This is a genomic window from Streptomyces sp. NPDC002825, from assembly GCF_040295385.1.
Taxonomy (GTDB): Bacteria; Actinomycetota; Actinomycetes; order Streptomycetales; family Streptomycetaceae; genus Streptomyces.
On sequence record NZ_JBEOVH010000014.1, the window covers coordinates 79,817 to 97,486 of the forward strand.

14 protein-coding genes are annotated in these 17,670 nt (G+C 73.2%); 8 read left to right on the forward strand and 6 right to left on the reverse strand.

Annotated features, from left to right (window positions below):
• Nucleotides 1-14 precede the first annotated feature (14 nt).
• Nucleotides 15-1,310, reverse strand: coding sequence for an MFS transporter (locus tag ABT041_RS19650; protein ID WP_351186039.1), 1,296 nt, complete (start codon nucleotides 1,308-1,310; stop codon nucleotides 15-17).
• Between the two features lie 127 nt (nucleotides 1,311-1,437).
• On the opposite strand from ABT041_RS19650, the gene ABT041_RS19655 reads away from it, so the two are divergent.
• The 3 genes from ABT041_RS19655 (at nucleotide 1,438) to ABT041_RS19665 (ending at nucleotide 3,040) form a co-directional block, all read left to right on the forward strand.
• Entirely contained in the window at nucleotides 1,438-2,040 is a 603-nt protein-coding gene (locus tag ABT041_RS19655) for a hypothetical protein (protein WP_351186041.1), read from the forward strand.
• A 39-nt stretch (nucleotides 2,041-2,079) separates the two neighbouring features.
• Complete coding sequence (gene npdG / locus ABT041_RS19660; RefSeq protein ID WP_351186043.1) at nucleotides 2,080-2,778, forward strand: NADPH-dependent F420 reductase; 699 nt, start codon at nucleotides 2,080-2,082, stop codon at nucleotides 2,776-2,778.
• 82 nt (nucleotides 2,779-2,860) lie between these two features.
• On the forward strand, nucleotides 2,861-3,040 hold the full coding sequence (locus ABT041_RS19665; protein WP_351186045.1) for a hypothetical protein: 180 nt from the start codon (nucleotides 2,861-2,863) through the stop codon (nucleotides 3,038-3,040).
• On the opposite strand, the gene ABT041_RS19670 is transcribed toward ABT041_RS19665, so the two are convergent.
• On the reverse strand, nucleotides 3,037-3,831 hold the full coding sequence (locus ABT041_RS19670; RefSeq protein ID WP_351186047.1) for a site-2 protease family protein: 795 nt from the start codon (nucleotides 3,829-3,831) through the stop codon (nucleotides 3,037-3,039). The two genes, ABT041_RS19665 and ABT041_RS19670, sit on opposite strands and share 4 nt — an antisense overlap.
• A 391-nt stretch (nucleotides 3,832-4,222) precedes the next feature.
• Here ABT041_RS19670 and ABT041_RS19675 point away from each other — a divergent pair, with 391 nt between their 5' ends.
• Entirely contained in the window at nucleotides 4,223-7,486 is a 3,264-nt protein-coding gene (locus ABT041_RS19675) for an AfsR/SARP family transcriptional regulator (protein ID WP_351186049.1), read from the forward strand.
• A 15-nt stretch (nucleotides 7,487-7,501) separates the two neighbouring features.
• Here the strand turns inward: ABT041_RS19675 and ABT041_RS19680 are convergent, their stop codons facing one another.
• The 3 genes from ABT041_RS19680 to panB form a co-directional block, all read right to left on the reverse strand.
• Nucleotides 7,502-8,362 (reverse strand): ABC transporter permease, encoded by an 861-nt coding sequence (locus tag ABT041_RS19680; RefSeq protein WP_351186051.1) that lies wholly within the window; start codon nucleotides 8,360-8,362, stop codon nucleotides 7,502-7,504.
• Nucleotides 8,359-9,369, reverse strand: coding sequence for an ATP-binding cassette domain-containing protein (locus ABT041_RS19685; RefSeq protein WP_351186053.1), 1,011 nt, complete (start codon nucleotides 9,367-9,369; stop codon nucleotides 8,359-8,361). Before ABT041_RS19685 ends, ABT041_RS19680 begins: the two co-directional genes overlap by 4 nt.
• 109 nt (nucleotides 9,370-9,478) lie before the next feature.
• On the reverse strand, nucleotides 9,479-10,342 hold the full coding sequence (panB, locus tag ABT041_RS19690) for a 3-methyl-2-oxobutanoate hydroxymethyltransferase (RefSeq protein WP_351186055.1): 864 nt from the start codon (nucleotides 10,340-10,342) through the stop codon (nucleotides 9,479-9,481).
• Nucleotides 10,343-10,532: 190 nt separating this feature from the next.
• Here panB and ABT041_RS19695 point away from each other — a divergent pair, with 190 nt between their 5' ends.
• The 4 genes from ABT041_RS19695 to ABT041_RS19710 all read left to right on the forward strand — a co-directional run bounded on the left by ABT041_RS19695 (nucleotide 10,533) and on the right by ABT041_RS19710 (nucleotide 15,891).
• Nucleotides 10,533-12,164 (forward strand): MFS transporter, encoded by a 1,632-nt coding sequence (locus ABT041_RS19695; RefSeq protein WP_351186057.1) that lies wholly within the window; start codon nucleotides 10,533-10,535, stop codon nucleotides 12,162-12,164.
• Nucleotides 12,165-12,706: 542 nt separating this feature from the next.
• Nucleotides 12,707-13,351: a TetR/AcrR family transcriptional regulator gene (locus tag ABT041_RS19700; RefSeq protein WP_351186059.1), complete on the forward strand. Its 645-nt coding sequence runs from the start codon at nucleotides 12,707-12,709 to the stop codon at nucleotides 13,349-13,351.
• A 178-nt stretch (nucleotides 13,352-13,529) separates the two neighbouring features.
• Nucleotides 13,530-14,552 (forward strand): endonuclease/exonuclease/phosphatase family protein, encoded by a 1,023-nt coding sequence (locus ABT041_RS19705; RefSeq protein WP_351186061.1) that lies wholly within the window; start codon nucleotides 13,530-13,532, stop codon nucleotides 14,550-14,552.
• A gap of 106 nt (nucleotides 14,553-14,658) precedes the next feature.
• On the forward strand, nucleotides 14,659-15,891 hold the full coding sequence (locus tag ABT041_RS19710) for an MFS transporter (RefSeq protein WP_351186063.1): 1,233 nt from the start codon (nucleotides 14,659-14,661) through the stop codon (nucleotides 15,889-15,891).
• On the opposite strand, the gene ABT041_RS19715 is transcribed toward ABT041_RS19710, so the two are convergent.
• Complete coding sequence (locus ABT041_RS19715) at nucleotides 15,857-17,617, reverse strand: NAD+ synthase (RefSeq protein ID WP_351186065.1); 1,761 nt, start codon at nucleotides 17,615-17,617, stop codon at nucleotides 15,857-15,859. The genes ABT041_RS19710 and ABT041_RS19715 overlap by 35 nt on opposite strands.
• Nucleotides 17,618-17,670: the final 53 nt, after the last annotated feature.

A 17,670-nucleotide genomic window follows, 5' to 3' on the forward strand; every position in this document is an offset into this window, starting at 1 on the left:
CGGCCCCGTCGGGTTCAGGGGGCCTCGGCGGGCTCTCGGCGGGTCGCCTCCTGCTGGGCCCTGCGCCGCAGGGAGTCCTCGTCCGTCGCCGAGTCGTAGGTGAGGAGCTTCGGCAGGGCCAGGCACAGCAGGCCCACCGAGGCCACGCACGCCACGCCACCCGTCCAGACGGCCGCCCGGGTGCCGGTCCAGCCGGCCATCGCCCCCGCCCGGACCTGGCCCAGCTGCGGACCCACGCTGTAGGAGAGCACCTCGATGCCGGCGAGCCGGCCGCGCAGCTCCTCCGGGATCGTCTGGTTCCAGATCGTGGCCCGCCCGAGCCCGCTCAGCATGTCGCCCGCGCCCGCGAAGGCCAGGCACAGCAGCACCAGCCACACGTTCCCGAACCAGCCCGCGGCCGCGATCGCCAGACCCCAGCCGGCCGCGCCCCCGGCCACGAGCAGCCCGTGCCGCCGCACCTTCGAGGTCCAGCCGCTGGTCAGGCCGAGGACGAGGGAGCCGACCGAGCCCGCGGCGTACATCAGACCGAGCGACCAGTCCGCGTCCAGCTCGTCCGCGAGGAACGGGAAGATCGTGTTCGGGAAGGCGAAGAACATCGCCGCCAGGTCGATCACGTACGTGCCGAGCAGCACCGGCCGCGACCAGGCGTACCGCGCGCCTTCCGCGATGCCCCGCAACGAGGGCTTCTCCGCGTCGTGCGCGGCCGGCGCGGGGGAGAGCCGGCGGCACATCAGGACCGAGACCGCGAAACAGGCGACCGTCACCCCGTACGCGGACGCGTGACCCGTGTACGCCACCACCAGGCCGCCGAGCGCCGGGCCCGCGATCGAGCCGACCTGCCAGCGCAGCGAGTTCAGCGCGGCCGCCGCCGTCTGCTGCTCGTGCGGCACGATCCGGGCGAGCAGCGAGTCGAGCGCGGGACGCTGGAGCCCCGCGAGCGCCGACACCCCGGCCGCCACCACGTACAGCGGCCAGAGCATCGGGTCCGGGAGCAGCGAGTTCAGCAGCAGGAGCAGGGCGAGCAGCCCGAGCCCCGCCTCGGTCCAGACGATCACCTTCCGCCGGTCGACCGCGTCGGCGAGCGCCCCGCCGTACAGGCCGAACACCAGCAGCGGCACCAGCTCGACCGCGCCCATCGCGCCGACCGCGAACGGCGAACCCGTCAGCTCCTTGATCTGCAGCGGCAGGGCGATCATGGCCATCGCGCTGCCGAAGTACGTGACGAGCCCCTGCACCCACAGGAGCCGGAAATCGGCGGAGGAACGCCACGGCGCGAGATCGGGCAGCAGGGCGGAGAGCTTGGCGGACACAAAGGGTCATGCTCCGACCGCCGGACACCGGGAGCAACCGAATTAGGGGCGGCCCGGCCGCTCCCGTACGGGTGGAAGCTGCCCGATCGCCCGCGCGCGGGCCCCGGCTCGGGCAGGATGCGGGCGCATGGATGCCGTACGGGTCGCGTTGCTGCGGGAAGTGCTCGCCGGGACGGAGTGGCCGGGCGCCGCCCGCCGGTTCGCGGGTGCACTCCGGTCCTCCGTCGTGCCGCACCGCGGCGGACTGCTCCTCGTGGGCACGGAGGAGTACGAGCCCTGGCACCTGGCCGCCCACCTGGTCGACGAGTCCGCCTGGTCGGGCCTCCCGGAGCTGGCCCCGACCCTCGTACGGCACCGGGTGCGACCCGGCGACCCCGCGCACCTGGCCGTCGGCCTCGGCCGCCTGGAGGCCGCGGGGCGCGGCGCGACCCTCCTCATGGTGGCGCCGGAGCGGCCGGACGGCGGGCTGCTCCAGCGGGTGCACGACGCCCGGCGCGCGGGGGCGACGGTGCTCACGCTCGACGGCGGCGACGAGGAGGTGCGGGGCCTCGCGCACGAGACGCTCACCGTCGCCGAGGACGCCGGGGTCGACCTGGACACGGTCCAGCACCTGGTGAGCGCGGCGGCCGGCGAGAACAGCCTGCCCTCACCCCGCGGCACCCGCCGCTTCCGGGACCGGCTCTCGGGCCTCGCGGACCGGCTGACGGCCCCGCCACCGGCGCGCTGGTAGGGGCGGCGACGGACCCGACCGATCGGTAATGTCGGGGCCATGACTACGACTGAGAGCAAGCCCGCCCCCAAGGACCCCTGGGACCTCCCCGACGTCTCCGGTCTCGTCGTCGGCGTCCTCGGCGGCACCGGCGACCAGGGCCGCGGCCTCGCCTACCGGCTCGCCAAGGCCGGCCAGAAGGTGATCATCGGCTCCCGCGCGGCCGAGCGTGCCCAGGACGTCGCCGCCGAGATCGGCCACGGCGTCGAGGGCGCCGACAACGCCGAGACCGCCCGCCGCAGCGACGTCGTGATCGTCGCCGTCCCGTGGGACGGCCACGCCAAGACCCTGGAGTCCCTGCGCGAGGAGCTCCGCGGCAAGCTCGTCGTGGACTGCGTCAACCCGCTCGGCTTCGACAAGAAGGGCGCCTACGCCCTCAAGCCCGAGGAGGGCTCCGCCGCCGAACAGGCCGCCGCGCTCCTCCCGGACTCCCGGGTCGCCGCCGCCTTCCACCACCTCTCCGCGGTACTCCTCAAGGACACCTCCATCGAGGAGATCGACACGGACGTCATGGTCCTCGGCGAGGAGCGCGCCGACGTCGAGATCGTCCAGGCCCTCGCCGGCCGCATCGCCGGCATGCGCGGCGTCTTCGCCGGGCGGCTGCGCAACGCCCACCAGGTCGAGTCGCTCGTCGCCAACCTGATCTCGGTCAACCGCCGCTACAAGGCCCACGCGGGCCTGCGCGTCACCGACATCTGAGCCGGTCCCGTCGCGGATCGGGGCATGGGGGACACTGGACGGGCACGAAACGCCGTACCCGGACCCTCAGGAGTCGACCCCCATGCCCCGCCTCGCCCTCTACGCCCTCGTGGTCTGCGTCCTGGCCGTCGCCGCGGCCGTCGTCTCCTTCGTCGAGGGCAGCTTCCTCGGCGTCGTCTGGGTCCTCCTGGCGGGCCTCTCGTCCAACATGGCCTGGTACTACATCCGCCGCGCGAAGCTGCAGGCGCGGGCCGACGGCTAGACCTGGCAGAACTCCGGGGTCTCCTGCCAGAACCGGAACAGCTGCGAGCCGCAGTACCGGCTCAGCTCCGGCACCCCGAGAGTGCGCATCAGGGCGTCGATCGCGTCGAAGAAGGCGTTGTTGACCGCCGGTACGAACAGCAGCGCGATCACGATGAAGAAGCCGTACGGCGCGTACGGCGCGATCTGCTGCTTCACCTTGTACGACAGCCAGGGCTCCACCACCCCGTAGCCGTCGAGCCCCGGCACCGGCAGGAAGTTCAGCAGCGCGGCCGTCACCTGGAGGAACGCCAGGAACGCCAGCGCGTACTGGAACGCGCGCGGCACGCCGTCCAGGGCGCCCAGCCAGAACGGCGCCGTGCAGACGAGCGCGAACAGCACGTTGGCCAGCGGGCCCGCCGCCGAGATCAGGCTGTGCTTCCAGCGGCCCCTGATCCGGCCGTGCTCGATGAAGACCGCGCCGCCCGGCAGACCGATCCCGCCCATGATCACGAACAGCACCGGCAGGATGATGCTCAGCCACGCGTGCGTGTACGCGAGCGGGTTCAGCGTCAGATAGCCCTTGGCGCCCACGGTGATGTCCCCGCCGTGCAGGGCGGTGCGGGCGTGCGCGTACTCGTGCAGACAGAGCGACACCACCCAGGCCGAGGTCACGAAGAGGAACACCGCGAGGCCGGGGGAGGCGGCGAAGTCCGTCCACACCGCCCAGCCGGTGACGGCCATGACGGCGAGGATCGCCAGGAAGACGGGGCTGATCCGTCGTTCGTGGCGACGGGTGGTGGCCGTGGTCATCTTGGGGGCTCCCGTGTGGACGAGTGTCAACTGCCGGAGCAACGTACCGCCCCGGACCCGGGTTCCGTGGGCCCTCGCCTGTGGTGGGCGCTTCCCCGCCGCCCGTGTGGGCAATCGTCCCGCTGGGGCGGGACGGGTGGGCACACGGGACGGCGCCCTCCAGCGGCGCCTCCGCGTTCCGAGCCTGGACCCGCACCGACCGTGTGCCGTCACCAGGGTGCGGGTTCACGCGCTGGAGCCTCTGGCGCCGGCAAGGGCGCCGTTCCGTTGTGCCCACCCGTTCCGCCCTGGGGGCACCTCCCGGACGAAGTCTGGGGGAGGAACGATTGCCCACAACGGCGGGGGCGCGGCCCACGACGGGCGCGGCGGAGCGCTCGCGGAGAATGGGGGCGTGCGTTACTTCGTGCTTGGTTCGACCCGCGTCCGCGACGCCGACGGCCCCGACCTCACCGTCGGCGGCCCCCGCGTCCGCGCCCTCCTCACCGTTCTCGCCCTGCGGGCCGGCCGGACCGTCCCCGTGGCCGATCTCGTCGACGAGGTGTGGCACGGCGACGAGCCGCCCGCCGACGCCCCCGCCGCGCTCCAGGCGCTCGTCGGCCGGCTCCGCAGGGCCCTCGGACGGGACCGGGTGGTGTCGGCCCAGGGCGGCTACCGGCTGGACGCGAGGCCCGAGGACGTCGACGCCCGCCGTTTCGAGCGCCTCGCCGCGGAAGGCATGGCCGCGACGGACCCCGCCCGCGCCGCCGCCCTCCTGGACGAGGCCCTCGGGCTCTGGCGCGGCCCGGCGCTCGCCGATCTGCCGGACCGGGACGCGGAGGCCGCCCGCTGGGAGGCCCGGAGGCTCGACGCCCGCCGGGCGCGCATCGACGCCGCCCTCGCCCTCGGCGGGGCCGCCGCCGCCCTGCCCGAGCTCACCGCCCTCTGCGAGGCCCACCCCCTCGACGAACCGCTCCAGGCCCTCCGGATCCGCGCCCTGCGGGACACCGGCCGGTCGGCCGAGGCGCTCGCCGCGTACGAGTCGGTCCGCCGCGGCCTCGCCAGCCGCCTCGGCACCGATCCGTCACCCGCCCTGCGCGCCCTCCACGCGGAGCTCCTGAACCCGGCGCCCGCCCCCGCCGCCCCGGCACGGGGCAACCTGCGCGCGCGGCTCACCAGCTTCGTCGGGCGCGACGAGGAGATCGCCCTCGTCCGGGGCGATCTGCGCGGGGCGCGGCTCGTGACGCTGCTCGGGCCCGGCGGCGCCGGGAAGACCCGGCTGTCGCAGGAGGCGGCCGACCGCGGCACCGCGGACTGGCCGGACGGCGTGTGGGTGGCGGAACTCGCGCCCGTACGGGATCCGGAGGCCGTCCCCGAGGCGGTCCTCGCGGCCGTCGGCGCCCGCGAGACCGTGCTGCGCGGCGCCGGAGCCGAGGAGCTGCGCGGCGGCGGCGACCCCGTCGCCCGGCTCGTCGAGCACTGCGCAGGACGGCGGATGCTGCTCCTCCTCGACAATTGCGAGCACCTCGTCGCCGCGGCCGCCGAACTCGCCGAGACCCTCCTCGCGCGCTGCCCGGAGCTCCGGGTGCTCGCCACGAGCCGGGAGCCGCTCGGCGTCCCGGGGGAGGCGATCCGGCCCCTGGGCCCACTGCCGACCGGGATGGCGCTGCGGCTGCTCGGCGAGCGGGGCGCGGCGGTCCGCCCGGGCTTCCGCGTCGAGGACGACCCGGTCGCCGCGGGCGAGGTCGTGCGGCGCCTCGACGGTCTGCCGCTGGCGATCGAACTGGCGGCGGCCCGGCTGCGGATGCTGACCCTGCGCCAGATCGCGGACCGGCTCGACGACCGCTTCCGGCTCCTGACCTCCGGAGCCCGGACCGTACTGCCCCGGCAGCAGACCCTGCGCGCGGTCGTCGACTGGTCCTGGGACCTCCTGGACGAGGCCGAGCGGGCCGTCCTGCGCCGGCTCGCGGTCTTCACGGGCGGCTGCGACCTGGAGGCGGCCGAGGCGGTGTGCGAAGGGGAGGAGACCGCCGTCCTGGACGTGCTCGGGGCGCTCGTCGACAAGTCCCTCGTCGTCGCCGCGCCCGGCGAGACCGGCATGCGCTACAGGCTCCTTGAGACCGTCGCCGAGTACGCCGGCGAGCGGCTCGACGAGGCGGGGGAGCGGGCGGGCACCGAGCGCCGGCACCTCACGTACTACCGCGAACTCGCCCGCCGTACCGACCCCGAGCTGCGCGGCGCCGGGCAGGCCGGGGCCATCGCCCGGCTCGGCGCCGAGTACGGGAACATCCGCGCCGCCCTGCGCCGGGCCGTCGACGCCCGGGAGGAGGACGAGGCCCTGGTCCTCGTCCACTCGCTGCTCTGGTACTGGCAGATGCGCGACCTGCGCGCCGACGCCCTGCACTGGGCGGAGGCCGTCGTCGCGCTCGGGCCCGATCCGTTCGGGACGCCCGCCGCCCCCGTCGTACCGCTGCACGAGCCGTGCACGGCCGCGCCCCCGCCGCTCTCCGACGAGCAGCGCTGGGAGGCCCGGCGCGGGGTGCGGCTGATCGAACTGCTCAACATGGACCACGAGACCGGCCGCTGGACGACCCCCGAGGGCGTCGCGCGGCTGCGGCGGATCAACGAGGTGTATCCGCCGGGGCTTCCGCAGACCTGCCGGCTGCCCGGCTCCTTCGCGGTCTTCGCCGTCCTCCTCATCGGCGAACCGGGCCGCATGGGCGAGGCCCTGGAGGCGCACGTCGCCGCCTGCCGCCGCCACGACTACGACTGGGAGCTCGCCAATGCCCTCCAGCTCCGGGCCAACATGCTCGCCAACCGGGCCGACCTGGCCGAGCGGGCGAGCGCCGACGCCGAGGAGAGCCTGAAGATCTTCGTACGCCTCGGGGACGCCTGGGGCGCGGCCGAGGCGCTGTCCTCGCGGGCCGAGGCCCGGGAGCGGCGCCTCGAGTTCGAGGGCGCCGCCCAGGACTTCGCCGACGCCATCGCGTACGCGGAGCGGATCGGCGCCCAGTCCCAGATGGCCCTGCTGCGCGCCCGGTACGCCGACATGCTGATCGAGACCGGCCGCCGCGACGAGGCGGAGCGGATCCTGCGCGAGGTGGTGGAGGGCGAGCACGGCCGCGGTCACGAGCCGATGCTCGCGGCCCGGATCTTCCTGGCGCTGCTGCTCGGCAGGACCGGCCGGACGGCGGAGGCCCGGGTGCATCTGGAGCGGCTGCTCGACGAGTTCAGCTCCGAGACCTTCTCCATCTTCGAGGGCTTCACGCTCGGCAGCCTGGCCTGGGTGTTCAACCTCGAAGAGCGGTACGACGCGGCCCTGGGGCTGTCCCGGAGGGCGTACGAGCGCTCCCTGGGCGCCCTGTCGCTGATGGTCGCCCCGCAGATGCCGGCGATCCACCTGATCACCGCCGCGTGGGCGCTCGCCGGGCTCGGCGGCGCCCCGTCCCGTACGGCCGCGGTGCTGCTCGGCGCGTACGAGGGGCTGCTGCCGCCCGGTCATCTGCCGCCGCCGATGGAGCGGGAGAACCGGGCGCGGGCGACGGAACTGACCCGGTCCGCGCTCGCGGACGGGGAGTTCGAGGCCGCGTACGCGGAGGGCGGCGGCCTCTCCCTGGAGGAGGCCGCCGCCCTGCTCGGTCGCGCCGCCGACGCGATCAGTGAGCGCGCCGAGTCATGATCCCCCGGTCGGGACTCAGGTCTTCTTGCGGAACTTGGCGACCGCGAGCGGCGCCGTCACGACGGTGATCAGTGCCGCCCAGCCGAGGGTCATCCACACCGAGTGGGCGACCGGGCCGCCGTTGATGAGGTGGCGGGCGGCGTCGGCGAGGTTGGACAGCGGGTTGTAGTCGGTGAAGGTCTGCAGCCAGCCGGGCATCGTCGTCGGCGGGGCGAAGATCGAGGAGCCGAACTGCAGCGGCATCAGGACGAGCATGGCCATGCCCTGGACGGCCTGGGCCGTCTTCATGGTGAGACCGAGCAGGATGAAGATCCACATCAGGGCGGAGCCGAAGACCATCGACAGACCGACGGCGGCGAGCAGGTGCAGGACCGAGGTGTGGATCGTCAGGCCGAGCAGGAAGCCCATGCCGAGCAGGATCGCGGTGGCGATGAGCATGCGGCCCACCTCGACGACGATCTTCGCGATGAGGACCGAGGACCGGGCGATCGGCATCGTCCGGAAGCGGTCCATCACCCCCTTCTTGAAGTCGTCGTTGATGCCGGTGCCGACGCCCATCGCGATGTTCATGCCCATCATGGCCATCAGGCCGGGCGTCACGTAGTTGACGTAGACGTCGTTGTGGCCCTTGCCCGCGATCGCGCCGCCGAAGACGTACACGAACAGCAGGATGAAGATGATCGGCATGAGGACGGCGTCGAACATCGACTCCGGGTCCTGCTTGATCTGCAGGGCGTTGCGCCGGGCCAGGGCGCCGATGTGGCGCAGGTTGGCCCGCAGGCCGATCCGGCCCTCCGCGGCGGGGGCGGTGCGCGCGGCGGCCGGGCGGGAACCGCCGGTCTGCGCGGGGGACTTGGTGACAGTGGTCGTGCTCACGCGGCGACCTCCTCGTTGATCGCGTCGGAAAGCTCGGCGTCGGCGGTCTTCTGGCCGGTGATCGCGAGGAACACCTCGTCCAGGCTGGGCAGATGGGTGCCGATGTGGGCGATGCCGAAGCCGCGGGCGCCCAGCAGGCCCACGACGGCCGTCAGCTGCTCGTCGGCGAGGATCGGCACGTACAGCGCGCCCTCGTCGGGGACGACGGTCGAGCCGGCGACCCCGTCCAGGCCGGTCTCGCGGAGCGCGGCGGCCATGGCGGACAGGTCGGCCGGGTCCGTGGGGCGGATCTTCAGGGTCCGGCCGCCGACCTTGGCCTTGAGCTCGTCGACCCCGCCCTTGGCGATGACCCTGCCCTTGTCGATGACGGTCAGCTCGTTGGCGAGCTGCTCCGCCTCCTCCATGTACTGGGTGGTGAGGAGGACGGTCGCGCCCTCGGAGACCATCCGCTGCACCTCGTCCCACACCTCGTTGCGGGTGCGGGGGTCGAGGCCGGTGGTCGGCTCGTCCAGGTAGAGGACGGCGGGCTGCCCGATCATCGAGGCGGCGAGGTCGAGGCGGCGCCGCATGCCGCCGGAGTAGTTCATGGCCGGGCGCTTGGCGGCGTCGGTGAGGGAGAAGCGCTCCAGCATCTCCTCGGCGCGGCGGCGGGCGTCGGCGCGGGAGAGGTCGAGCAGCCGCCCGATCATGTAGAGGTTCTCCCAGCCGGACAGCTTCTCGTCGACCGAGGCGTACTGACCGGTCAGGCCGATGGTGCGGCGCAGCGCGCGGGGGTGCTTCACCACGTCGTAGCCGGCGACGGTGGCGGTCCCGGCGTCCGGGACGAGGAGGGTGGACAGGCAGCGGACGAGGGTGGTCTTCCCGGCGCCGTTGGGCCCGAGGACCCCGAGGACGGTGCCCTCCGGGACGTCCAGGTCGACCCCGTCGAGGGCCTTGGTGGCGCCGAAGTGCTTCACGAGGCCCCGGACCTCGACGGCGTTGGTGTGTGATCGCGTCATGTCCACCATGGAACAGGGCGCCACCGACAAGCCCCCGACAGACGACCGACAGCCCGCCGATGGGGGATGTCGGCGGGCTGTCGGAGGTGCCGCAGTGGCTCTGCGCGTCCTACCGGACTCAGTGGAAGGTGTGCTCCTCGGCGGGGAACGCCCCGCCGCTGACGTCCTCGGCGAAGGCGCGGGCGGCGTCGCCGAGCGTCTCGCGGAGGTTGGCGTACTGCTTGGTGAAGCGCGGCACCTTGCCGCCGGTCAGGCCGGCCATGTCGGTCCAGACGAGGACCTGCGCGTCGGTGCCGGCGCCGGCACCGATGCCGATGGTCGGGATGTGCAGCGAGCGGGTGACCTCGGCGGCCAGCTCGGCCGGGACGAGCTCCAGGACGACGGCGAAGGCGCCCGCGTCCTGCGCCGCCTTGGCGTCGCTGAGCAGCCGGTGGGCGGACTCGTCGGTACGGCCCTGCACCCGGTAGCCCATGGTGTTGACGGACTGCGGGGTCAGGCCCAGGTGGGACATGACGGGGATGCCGGCCTGGACGAGCAGCTCGGTCTGCGGCAGCGAGCGCTCGCCGCCCTCCAGCTTGATCGCGCCGACGCCCGCGTCCTTGACGAGCCGGGTGGCGTTGCGCAGGGCCTGGACGGGCCCTTCCTGGTACGAGCCGAACGGCAGGTCGCCGACGACGAGGGCGCGCTTGGTGCCCCGGACGACGGCGGCGGAGAGCAGGGTCATCTCGTCCATCGTGACGGGCACGGTGGTGTCGTAGCCGAGGTGACAGTTGCCCATCGAGTCGCCGACGAGGATCACCGGGATGCCGGCCTCGTCGAAGACGGAGGCGGTCATCGCGTCGTAGGCGGTGAGCATGGGCCACTTCTCGCCGCGGGCCTTGGCGGCGGCGATGTCGTGGACGGTGATGCGGCGGGTGCCCTTCCCTCCGTACAGCGCCTTGCTGCTGTCGGCGGGCGGTTTCTGGGCAGCCTGAAGCGTCATGGTGAACGGCTCCTCTGTGTCATCTCGAGGCGCCCTGTGGCGTCCCCGGACCACATCCATGGTGGCACTTCGCCGGGCGGGCGGGGAAGTGGGCCGGAGTGGCGCTGTTCACACCGCCGCAACGTAAAGACTTCCTCAGTGTTTTCGATACGAGACGGTCTCGTATCGAAATGGCTCTAGGGTGGTGCTCATGTCACAGCCGTCCACCGCACCCGCCGTACCCGCCGGGCCCCGCGTCCCCGAGGCCGTCCACCGACGCCGCTGGGTCGTCCTCGGCGTCCTCATGCTCAGCCTGCTGATCGTCGTCCTCGACAACTCGATCCTGAACGTCGCCGTCAAGACGATCGCGGCCCCCGCGCCCACCGGCATCGGCGCCACCCAGAGCGAGCTGGAGTGGTCCATCAACTCCTACACGCTCGTCTTCGCCGGACTCCTCTTCACCTCCGGCCTCCTCGGCGACCGCCTCGGCCGCAAGAAGGTCCTCCTCTTCGGCATCACCGTCTTCGGCATCGGCTCCGCGCTCGCCGCCATGTCCGGCTCCCCGGGCGAGCTCATCGCCTACCGGGCCGTCATGGGCCTCGGCGCCGCGTTCGTCATGCCCGCCACGCTCGCCGTCCTCATGAACGTCTTCGAACGCGACGAGCAGCCCAAGGCCATCGGCATCTGGGCCGGCAGCGTCGGCCTCGCCATCGCCGTCGGCCCCATCACCGGCGGCATCCTCCTCGAGCACTTCTGGTGGGGCTCGATCTTCCTCGTCAACGTGCCCGTGGTGCTCCTCGCCCTCGCCCTGATGCTGTGGCTCGTCCCCGACTCCCGGGACCCGAACCCCGGCCGCGTCGACATACCCGGCGTGCTGCTCTCCGTCGTCGGACTCGTCCTCCTCGTGTACGGGATCATCCGCGGCGGCGAGCTGGCGAGCTTCACCGACGTCACCGTCCTCGCGCCCGTCCTCGGCGGCCTCGCGGTCCTCGCCGTCTTCGTCCTCCACGAGCGGCGCAGCGACCACCCGGCCATCGACATGTCGTACTTCAGGAAGCCGGCGTTCTCGGCGGCCGTCGCCGCGATCGCGCTCGTCTTCTTCGCCCTCATGGGCGTCACCTTCTTCTCCGCCTTCTACCTGCAGAGCGTCCGCGGCTACAGCGCGCTGGATTCCGGGCTGCTCATCCTGCCGCTCGCCGTCGCGCAGATGGTCTTCGCGCCGCGGGCCCGGCTGGTCGTGGACCGCTTCGGTGCGCGGGCCGTCTGCACGGCGGGCATGCTGCTCGTCGCCGCGGGCCTCGCGGCCTTCGCCGCCTTCGACGCGTCGACGCCCGTCTGGGTCCTGGAGGTCGTCTTCTTCCTCCAGGGCGCGGGCATGGCGCACATCATGCCGCCCGTCACGGTCGCGATCATGCAGGCGCTGCCCCGCGAGAAGGCGGGCTCCGGCTCCGCCATCAACAACACCTTCCGGCAGGTCGGCGGCGCGCTGGGCGTGGCCGTCCTCGGCTCGGTGCTCTCCTCCACGTACCGGGGCGAGATCGAGGGCCACCTGGGCGGCGTCCCGGCGGCCCTGCGGGACACGGCGGGCGAGTCGGTCGAGGCGACGCTCGCGGTCGCGTCGCGGCTGGGCCCGGAGGGCAAGTCGCTGATCGCCCCGGCGTACGAGGCGTTCCTGGACGCGATGCACGTCACGGCGCTCGCCTCGGCGGCGATCGCCCTGGCGGGCGCGGCGGTCGTGGCGATCTTCCTCCCGGGCCGCGTGCCGACGGAGCCGGCCGACACGTCCCCGGGCCGCCCCCCGACGGAGACCCCATCCCCCCAAACCCCCTCCCGAGCGGCCTGACGGCGCCCCCACACCGCGCGGTCCCGCACCCGGGCGGGCGGTGCCCACGCGCCCCGTGTGGGCACCCGTCCCGCATGGGGGTCCCCCCAGGACGAAGTCCTAGGGGGAGGGACGGGTGGGCACACGGGACGGCGCCCCCAGCCGGGCCTAGGCGTTCCGTGCCTGAGCCTGTACCCCGTGTGCGGCGCCGTCGTGGGTTGTGCCCACCCTCCCCCAAGCTCTCGGCTTCGCTTGAGCAGGGGGGACCCCCATCGCCCCTTGCGGAACGCCTGCCCACAACCGGCGCGGCGAAGGGTTCGGCTTCATCGGGCCCGGGCCCGCAACCCGGTGCGGCGAGGGGTTCGGTCTCATCGGGCCAGGCCCACAACCAGGTGCGGCGAGGGCGCGGCTCCCTCCCGGGGGAGGTCCGCGATCCAGGGCCGGCGGGGGCGCCGCTCGGCGCCCGTGCCGGGCCCGTCGTGGGGGTGTCGTGCCCCCCTTCGACGCGCGCGGGAGAATCAGGGAACGTCAGACCCAGTAACCGGACGAGAGACGGAGCGCACGTGTCCCTGCAGGACAGCGGGAACCCCGACCCCCAGGACCCGGGCGCGGCACCCCCCGGGTCCGCCCGCCGCGGCCGCCCCCGCTCCGAGGCCGTCGAGCAGGCGATCTTCGACGCCGTCGGCGGACTCCTCGAGGACGGCGTCGCGCTCACCGAGCTGTCCATCGAGCGGATCGCCCGTACCGCCGGCGTCGGCAAGGCCACCATCTACCGCCGCTGGCCCGGCAAGGAGGAGCTCTTCGTGGAGCTGCTCCGCTCCGTGGAGCCCCAGGACCCGGTCCTCACCGGCACCTCCGTGAGGGACGACCTCGTGATGCTCCTGGAGATGCTGCGCCAACGGGGCCTCGCCAAGCGCTCCTCCGCCCTCCTGCACAACGTGTTCTCGCAGATGCAGGCCTATCCCAAGTTGTGGGAGGCCTACCAGAACACCGTCATCGAACCCCGCCGCCGCATGGGCCTCGACACCGTGCGGCGCGGCATGGAGCTGGGGGAGATCCGCGACGACCTGGACGTCGAGTTCGTGAACGACCTCTTCACCGGCCCGCTGCTCCTGCGTACCGTCATCCGCCCCGGCGCCACCCTGGAGCCCGACCTCGCCGAGCAGGTCGTCGACGCCGTCATGGAGGGCCTGCGCCCCCGCCCCTGAACCGCACGAATGTGCGCGTTCTGTCACAGCCTCCCCGCCCGCGCCACCTGCAGGAACCCGCCACGCGCCCAGGTCGTCCCTGGGTGAGTACGACTGACCCGTCATCGCCTAGTGTCGACGTCGGGTCACGCAGCGGGACAGCAGTGCGGCAAGGCAGCAAGGCAGTGAGGACAGTGCGATGGCGCGGGTGGACATGACGGAGACCGACCACGGCGGCGCGGGGAGCGGGCGCCCCCGGTCCCGGTTCCGGACCGCGCTCGACGGGCTCCGCCGCGACCGGGGCATCTGGCGCCGGGGCATCCTGCTCGCCGCGACGGCGGTGGCGCTCACGCTGCTCATGGTGTTCCACTCGGACATCCCGAACCGGATCGGGAACCTGGGCAGCCTCACCGAGACCTTCCTGCCCTGGCTCGGCCTGTTCGTGCCGCTCCTCCTGGTGCTCGCCCTCGTGCGCCGCTCCGCCACCGCGCTGATCGCCCTGCTGCTCCCGGCGGCGGTGTGGCTCAACCTCTTCGGCGGTCTCGTCGCCGACAAGTCGGCCCCGGGCGGCGACCTGACCGTCGCCACCCACAACGTGAACGCCGACAACCCCGACCCCGAGGGCACCGCCCGCCTGCTCGCCGCCTCCGGCGCCGACGTGCTCGCCCTGGAGGAGCTGAAGGGCGACATGGTCCCGGTGTACGAGAAGGGCCTCGCGAAGACCTACCCGTACCACTCGGTCCAGGGCACGGTCGGGCTCTGGAGCAAGCTGCCGCTGCGGGCCGCGCAGCCCGTCGACATCCACATGGGCTGGACCCGGGCCATGCGCGCCTCCGTCGTCACGCCCAAGGGCGAGGTGGCCGTGTACGTCGCCCACCTGCCCTCGGTACGGGTCAAGATGAACGCCGGCTTCACCGCCACCCAGCGCGACACCAGTGCCAACGCGCTCGGCGAGGCCATCGCCGACGACCGGCACGAGCGGATCGTCCTCCTGGGCGACCTCAACGGCACCATGAACGACCGCGCGCTCAACGCCGTCACCTCCCAGCTGCGCTCCACCCAGGGCGCGGCGGGCGACGGCTTCGGCTTCAGCTGGCCGGCCTCGTTCCCGATGGCCCGCATCGACCAGATCATGGTCAAGGGCGTGGAGCCGATGTCCTCCTGGGCGCTGCCGGAGACGAACAGCGACCACCTGCCGATCGCCGCCCGCGTGAAGCTCTGACCCGGAGTCCCGAAACCTCCCCTTCATCCTGCGGAAGCCGCCGGGAAGAAAACGTCTGAGACGATTTGTTTCGTCGAAGAACTAATTCCCGGGAAAGGCTCCACCCATGCCCCTGGCGCTGCTCGCGCTCGCCGTCTCCGCCTTCGGCATCGGCACCACCGAATTCGTGATGATGGGCCTGCTCCCGCAGGTCGCCGACGACCTCGGCACCTCCGTCCCCACCGCCGGGTACCTCGTCTCGGCGTACGCGATCGGAGTGGTCGTCGGCGCCCCGCTCCTCACCGCGCTCGGCTCGCGCGTCCCGCGCAAGCGGATGCTGCTCCTGCTGATGGCGCTCTTCACGGTCGGCAACCTCGCCTCCGCGCTCGCGCCCGGCTTCGGCTGGCTCGTCGCGGGCCGGGTCCTCGCCGGGCTCCCGCACGGCGCGTTCTTCGGCCTCGGCGCGGTGGTCGCCGCCCGGCTGGTGCGGGAGGGCCGGCAGGCGCGGGCGGTCGCCACGATGTTCCTCGGCCTCACCGTCGCCAACATCCTCGGCGTACCGGCCGCGACCCTGCTGGGCCAGCACCTCGGCTGGCGGGCCACCTTCCTCGTGGTCTCCGCGATCGGCCTGCTCGCCATGGCCGCGCTCGCCCGCCTCGTGCCGTACGTCCCCGTCGACGAGCGACAGGGCCTCGCCGGGGAGCTGCGCGCGCTGCGCCGCCCGCAGGTGCTGCTCGGCCTGCTGACGGCCGTCTTCGGCTTCGCGGGCGTCTTCGCCGTCTACTCGTACCTCGCCTCGATGACCACCGAGGTGATGGGCTTCGGCGACTCCACCGTGACGATCGTCCTCGCCCTCTTCGGCCTGGGCATGACCGGCGGGGCGCTCGCCGCGGGCCCGCTGACCGACCGGGCGCTGCGCCCCACGCTGTACGGCTCGCTCGCGGCCCTCGTCCTCGCGCTGGTCGCGTTCCGCTTCACCGTCCACGTGCCCTGGCTCGCCCTGGTCACGGTGGTGGTCCTCGGCGCGGTCGGCTTCATGACGACCACCCCGCTCCAGATGCTGGTCATGAACAAGGCGAAGGACGCCCCGACGCTCGCCTCCGCCTCCAACCACTCGGCCTTCAACCTCGCCAACGCGGGCGGCGCCTGGGCCGGCGGGGCCGCCGTCTCCGCCGGCTGGGGCTGGACCTCCCCGGCGCTCGTCGGCGCGGTCCTCACCGCCGCCGGCCTGGCGATCGCGGCCGTCGCGGGCCTGCTCGACCGTTCCGGTACGGCCGAGGGGGCCTCCCGCGTCGTCGCGGGAAGCCCCCTCGGGGACGAGCGGGTCACGGAAGGGGCGTCTCCCGCCAGCCGTTCGTGATCGGCAGCCGCCGGTCCTTGCCGAAGCCCTTCGCCGAGATCTTGGTGCCCGGCGGGTACTGGCGCCGCTTGTACTCCGCCGTGTCCACCATCCGCAGCGTCCGCGCCACGAGCGCCTCGTCGAAGCCGGCCGCCACGATGGCGTCCCGGCCCTGGTCCCGGTCCACGTACAGGGCGAGGACCGCGTCCAGGACCTCGTAGTCCGGCAGCGAGTCCGTGTCGACCTGGCCGGGGCGCAGCTCGGCACTGGGCGGCTTGGTGATCGAGCTCTCCGGGATCGGCGGGGTCTGCCCGCGGTCCTCGGCCGCCCGGTTCCGCCAGCGCGCGAGCCGGAAGACGTCCGACTTGTAGACGTCCTTGATGGGCCCGAACGCGCCGACGGAGTCGCCGTACAGCGTCGAGTAGCCCACCGCGAGCTCCGACTTGTTGCCGGGCGCGAGGACGATGTGGCCCTCCTGATTGGAGAGCGCCATCAGCATCGTGCCGCGCAGCCGCGACTGGAGGTTCTCCTCGGCGAGACCGGTGAGTCCGAGCGCGCCCATGTACGCGTCGAACATCGGCTCGATCGACACCGTGCGGAAGTGCAGCCCGGTGCGGCGGGCCAGTTCGGCGGCGTCGCCGCGCGAGTGGTCGGAGGAGTACTTCGAGGGCATCGACACGCCGTACACGTTGTCCGCGCCGAGCGCGTCGCAGGCGATCGAGGCGACGAGCGCCGAGTCGATGCCGCCGGACAGGCCGATCAGGACCGAGCGGAAACCGTTCTTCGCGACGTACGCCCGCAGTCCGATGACCAGCGCCGAGTACACCTCCTCGTCGTCGTCGAGCCGGTGCGCGTAACCGCCCGTCAGCTCCGGCTCGTACGCGGGCAGCGGCTCCTCGGAGAGCACCACCCGGTCGATCCGCAGCCCGTCGTCCACCAGGCCCTCGGGCGCGTCCTTCTCGGCCGCCGGCAGCTCCAGATCGAGGATCACGCTGCCCTCCACGAACTGCGGGGCGCGCGCGATCACTTCGCCGGCCGCGTCCACGACGATCGAGTCGCCGTCGAAGACCAGCTCGTCCTGACCGCCCGTCATCGCCAGATAGGCGGTGACGCAGCCGGCCTCCTGGGCCCGCTTGCGGACCAGTTCGAGCCGGGTGTCGTCCTTGTTCCGCTCGTACGGCGAGGCGTTGACCGACAGCAGCAGTCCCGCGCGGGCGCTGCGCGTCGCCGGCACCCTGCCGCCCTCCTGCCAGAGGTCCTCGCAGATCGCCAGGGCCACGTCGACGCCGTGGACGCGGACCACCGGCAGGGTGTCGCCCTGCACGAAGTAGCGGTACTCGTCGAAGACGCCGTAGTTCGGCAGGTGGTGCTTGGCGAAGCGCAGCACGACCTCGCCGCCGTACAGGACAGCGGCGGCGTTCTCCGGGGACCCGGCGGGACGGCCGAGCCGCGGCTGGGCCCGCTCGGAGCGGTCGAGGTAGCCGACGACGACCGGCAGCTCCCCGAACCCCTCGTCGGCGAGGCGCCGGGCGAGCCCGCGCAGGGCCGTCCGGGAGGCCTCGACGAAGGAGGAGCGCAGGGCGAGGTCCTCGACGGGATATCCGGTCAGCGCCATCTCGGGGAACGCGACGAGATGCGCGCCCTGCCCGGCGGCGTGCCGGGTCCAGTGCACGATCGCCTCGGCGTTCCCGGCGATGTCTCCGACGGTCGAGTCGATCTGATTCAGGGCGAGGCGTAGTTGAGGCACCCGCCCAGTGTAATCGTCAGACCGACGCTATGTCCTGGGATCCGGGAGCGGTT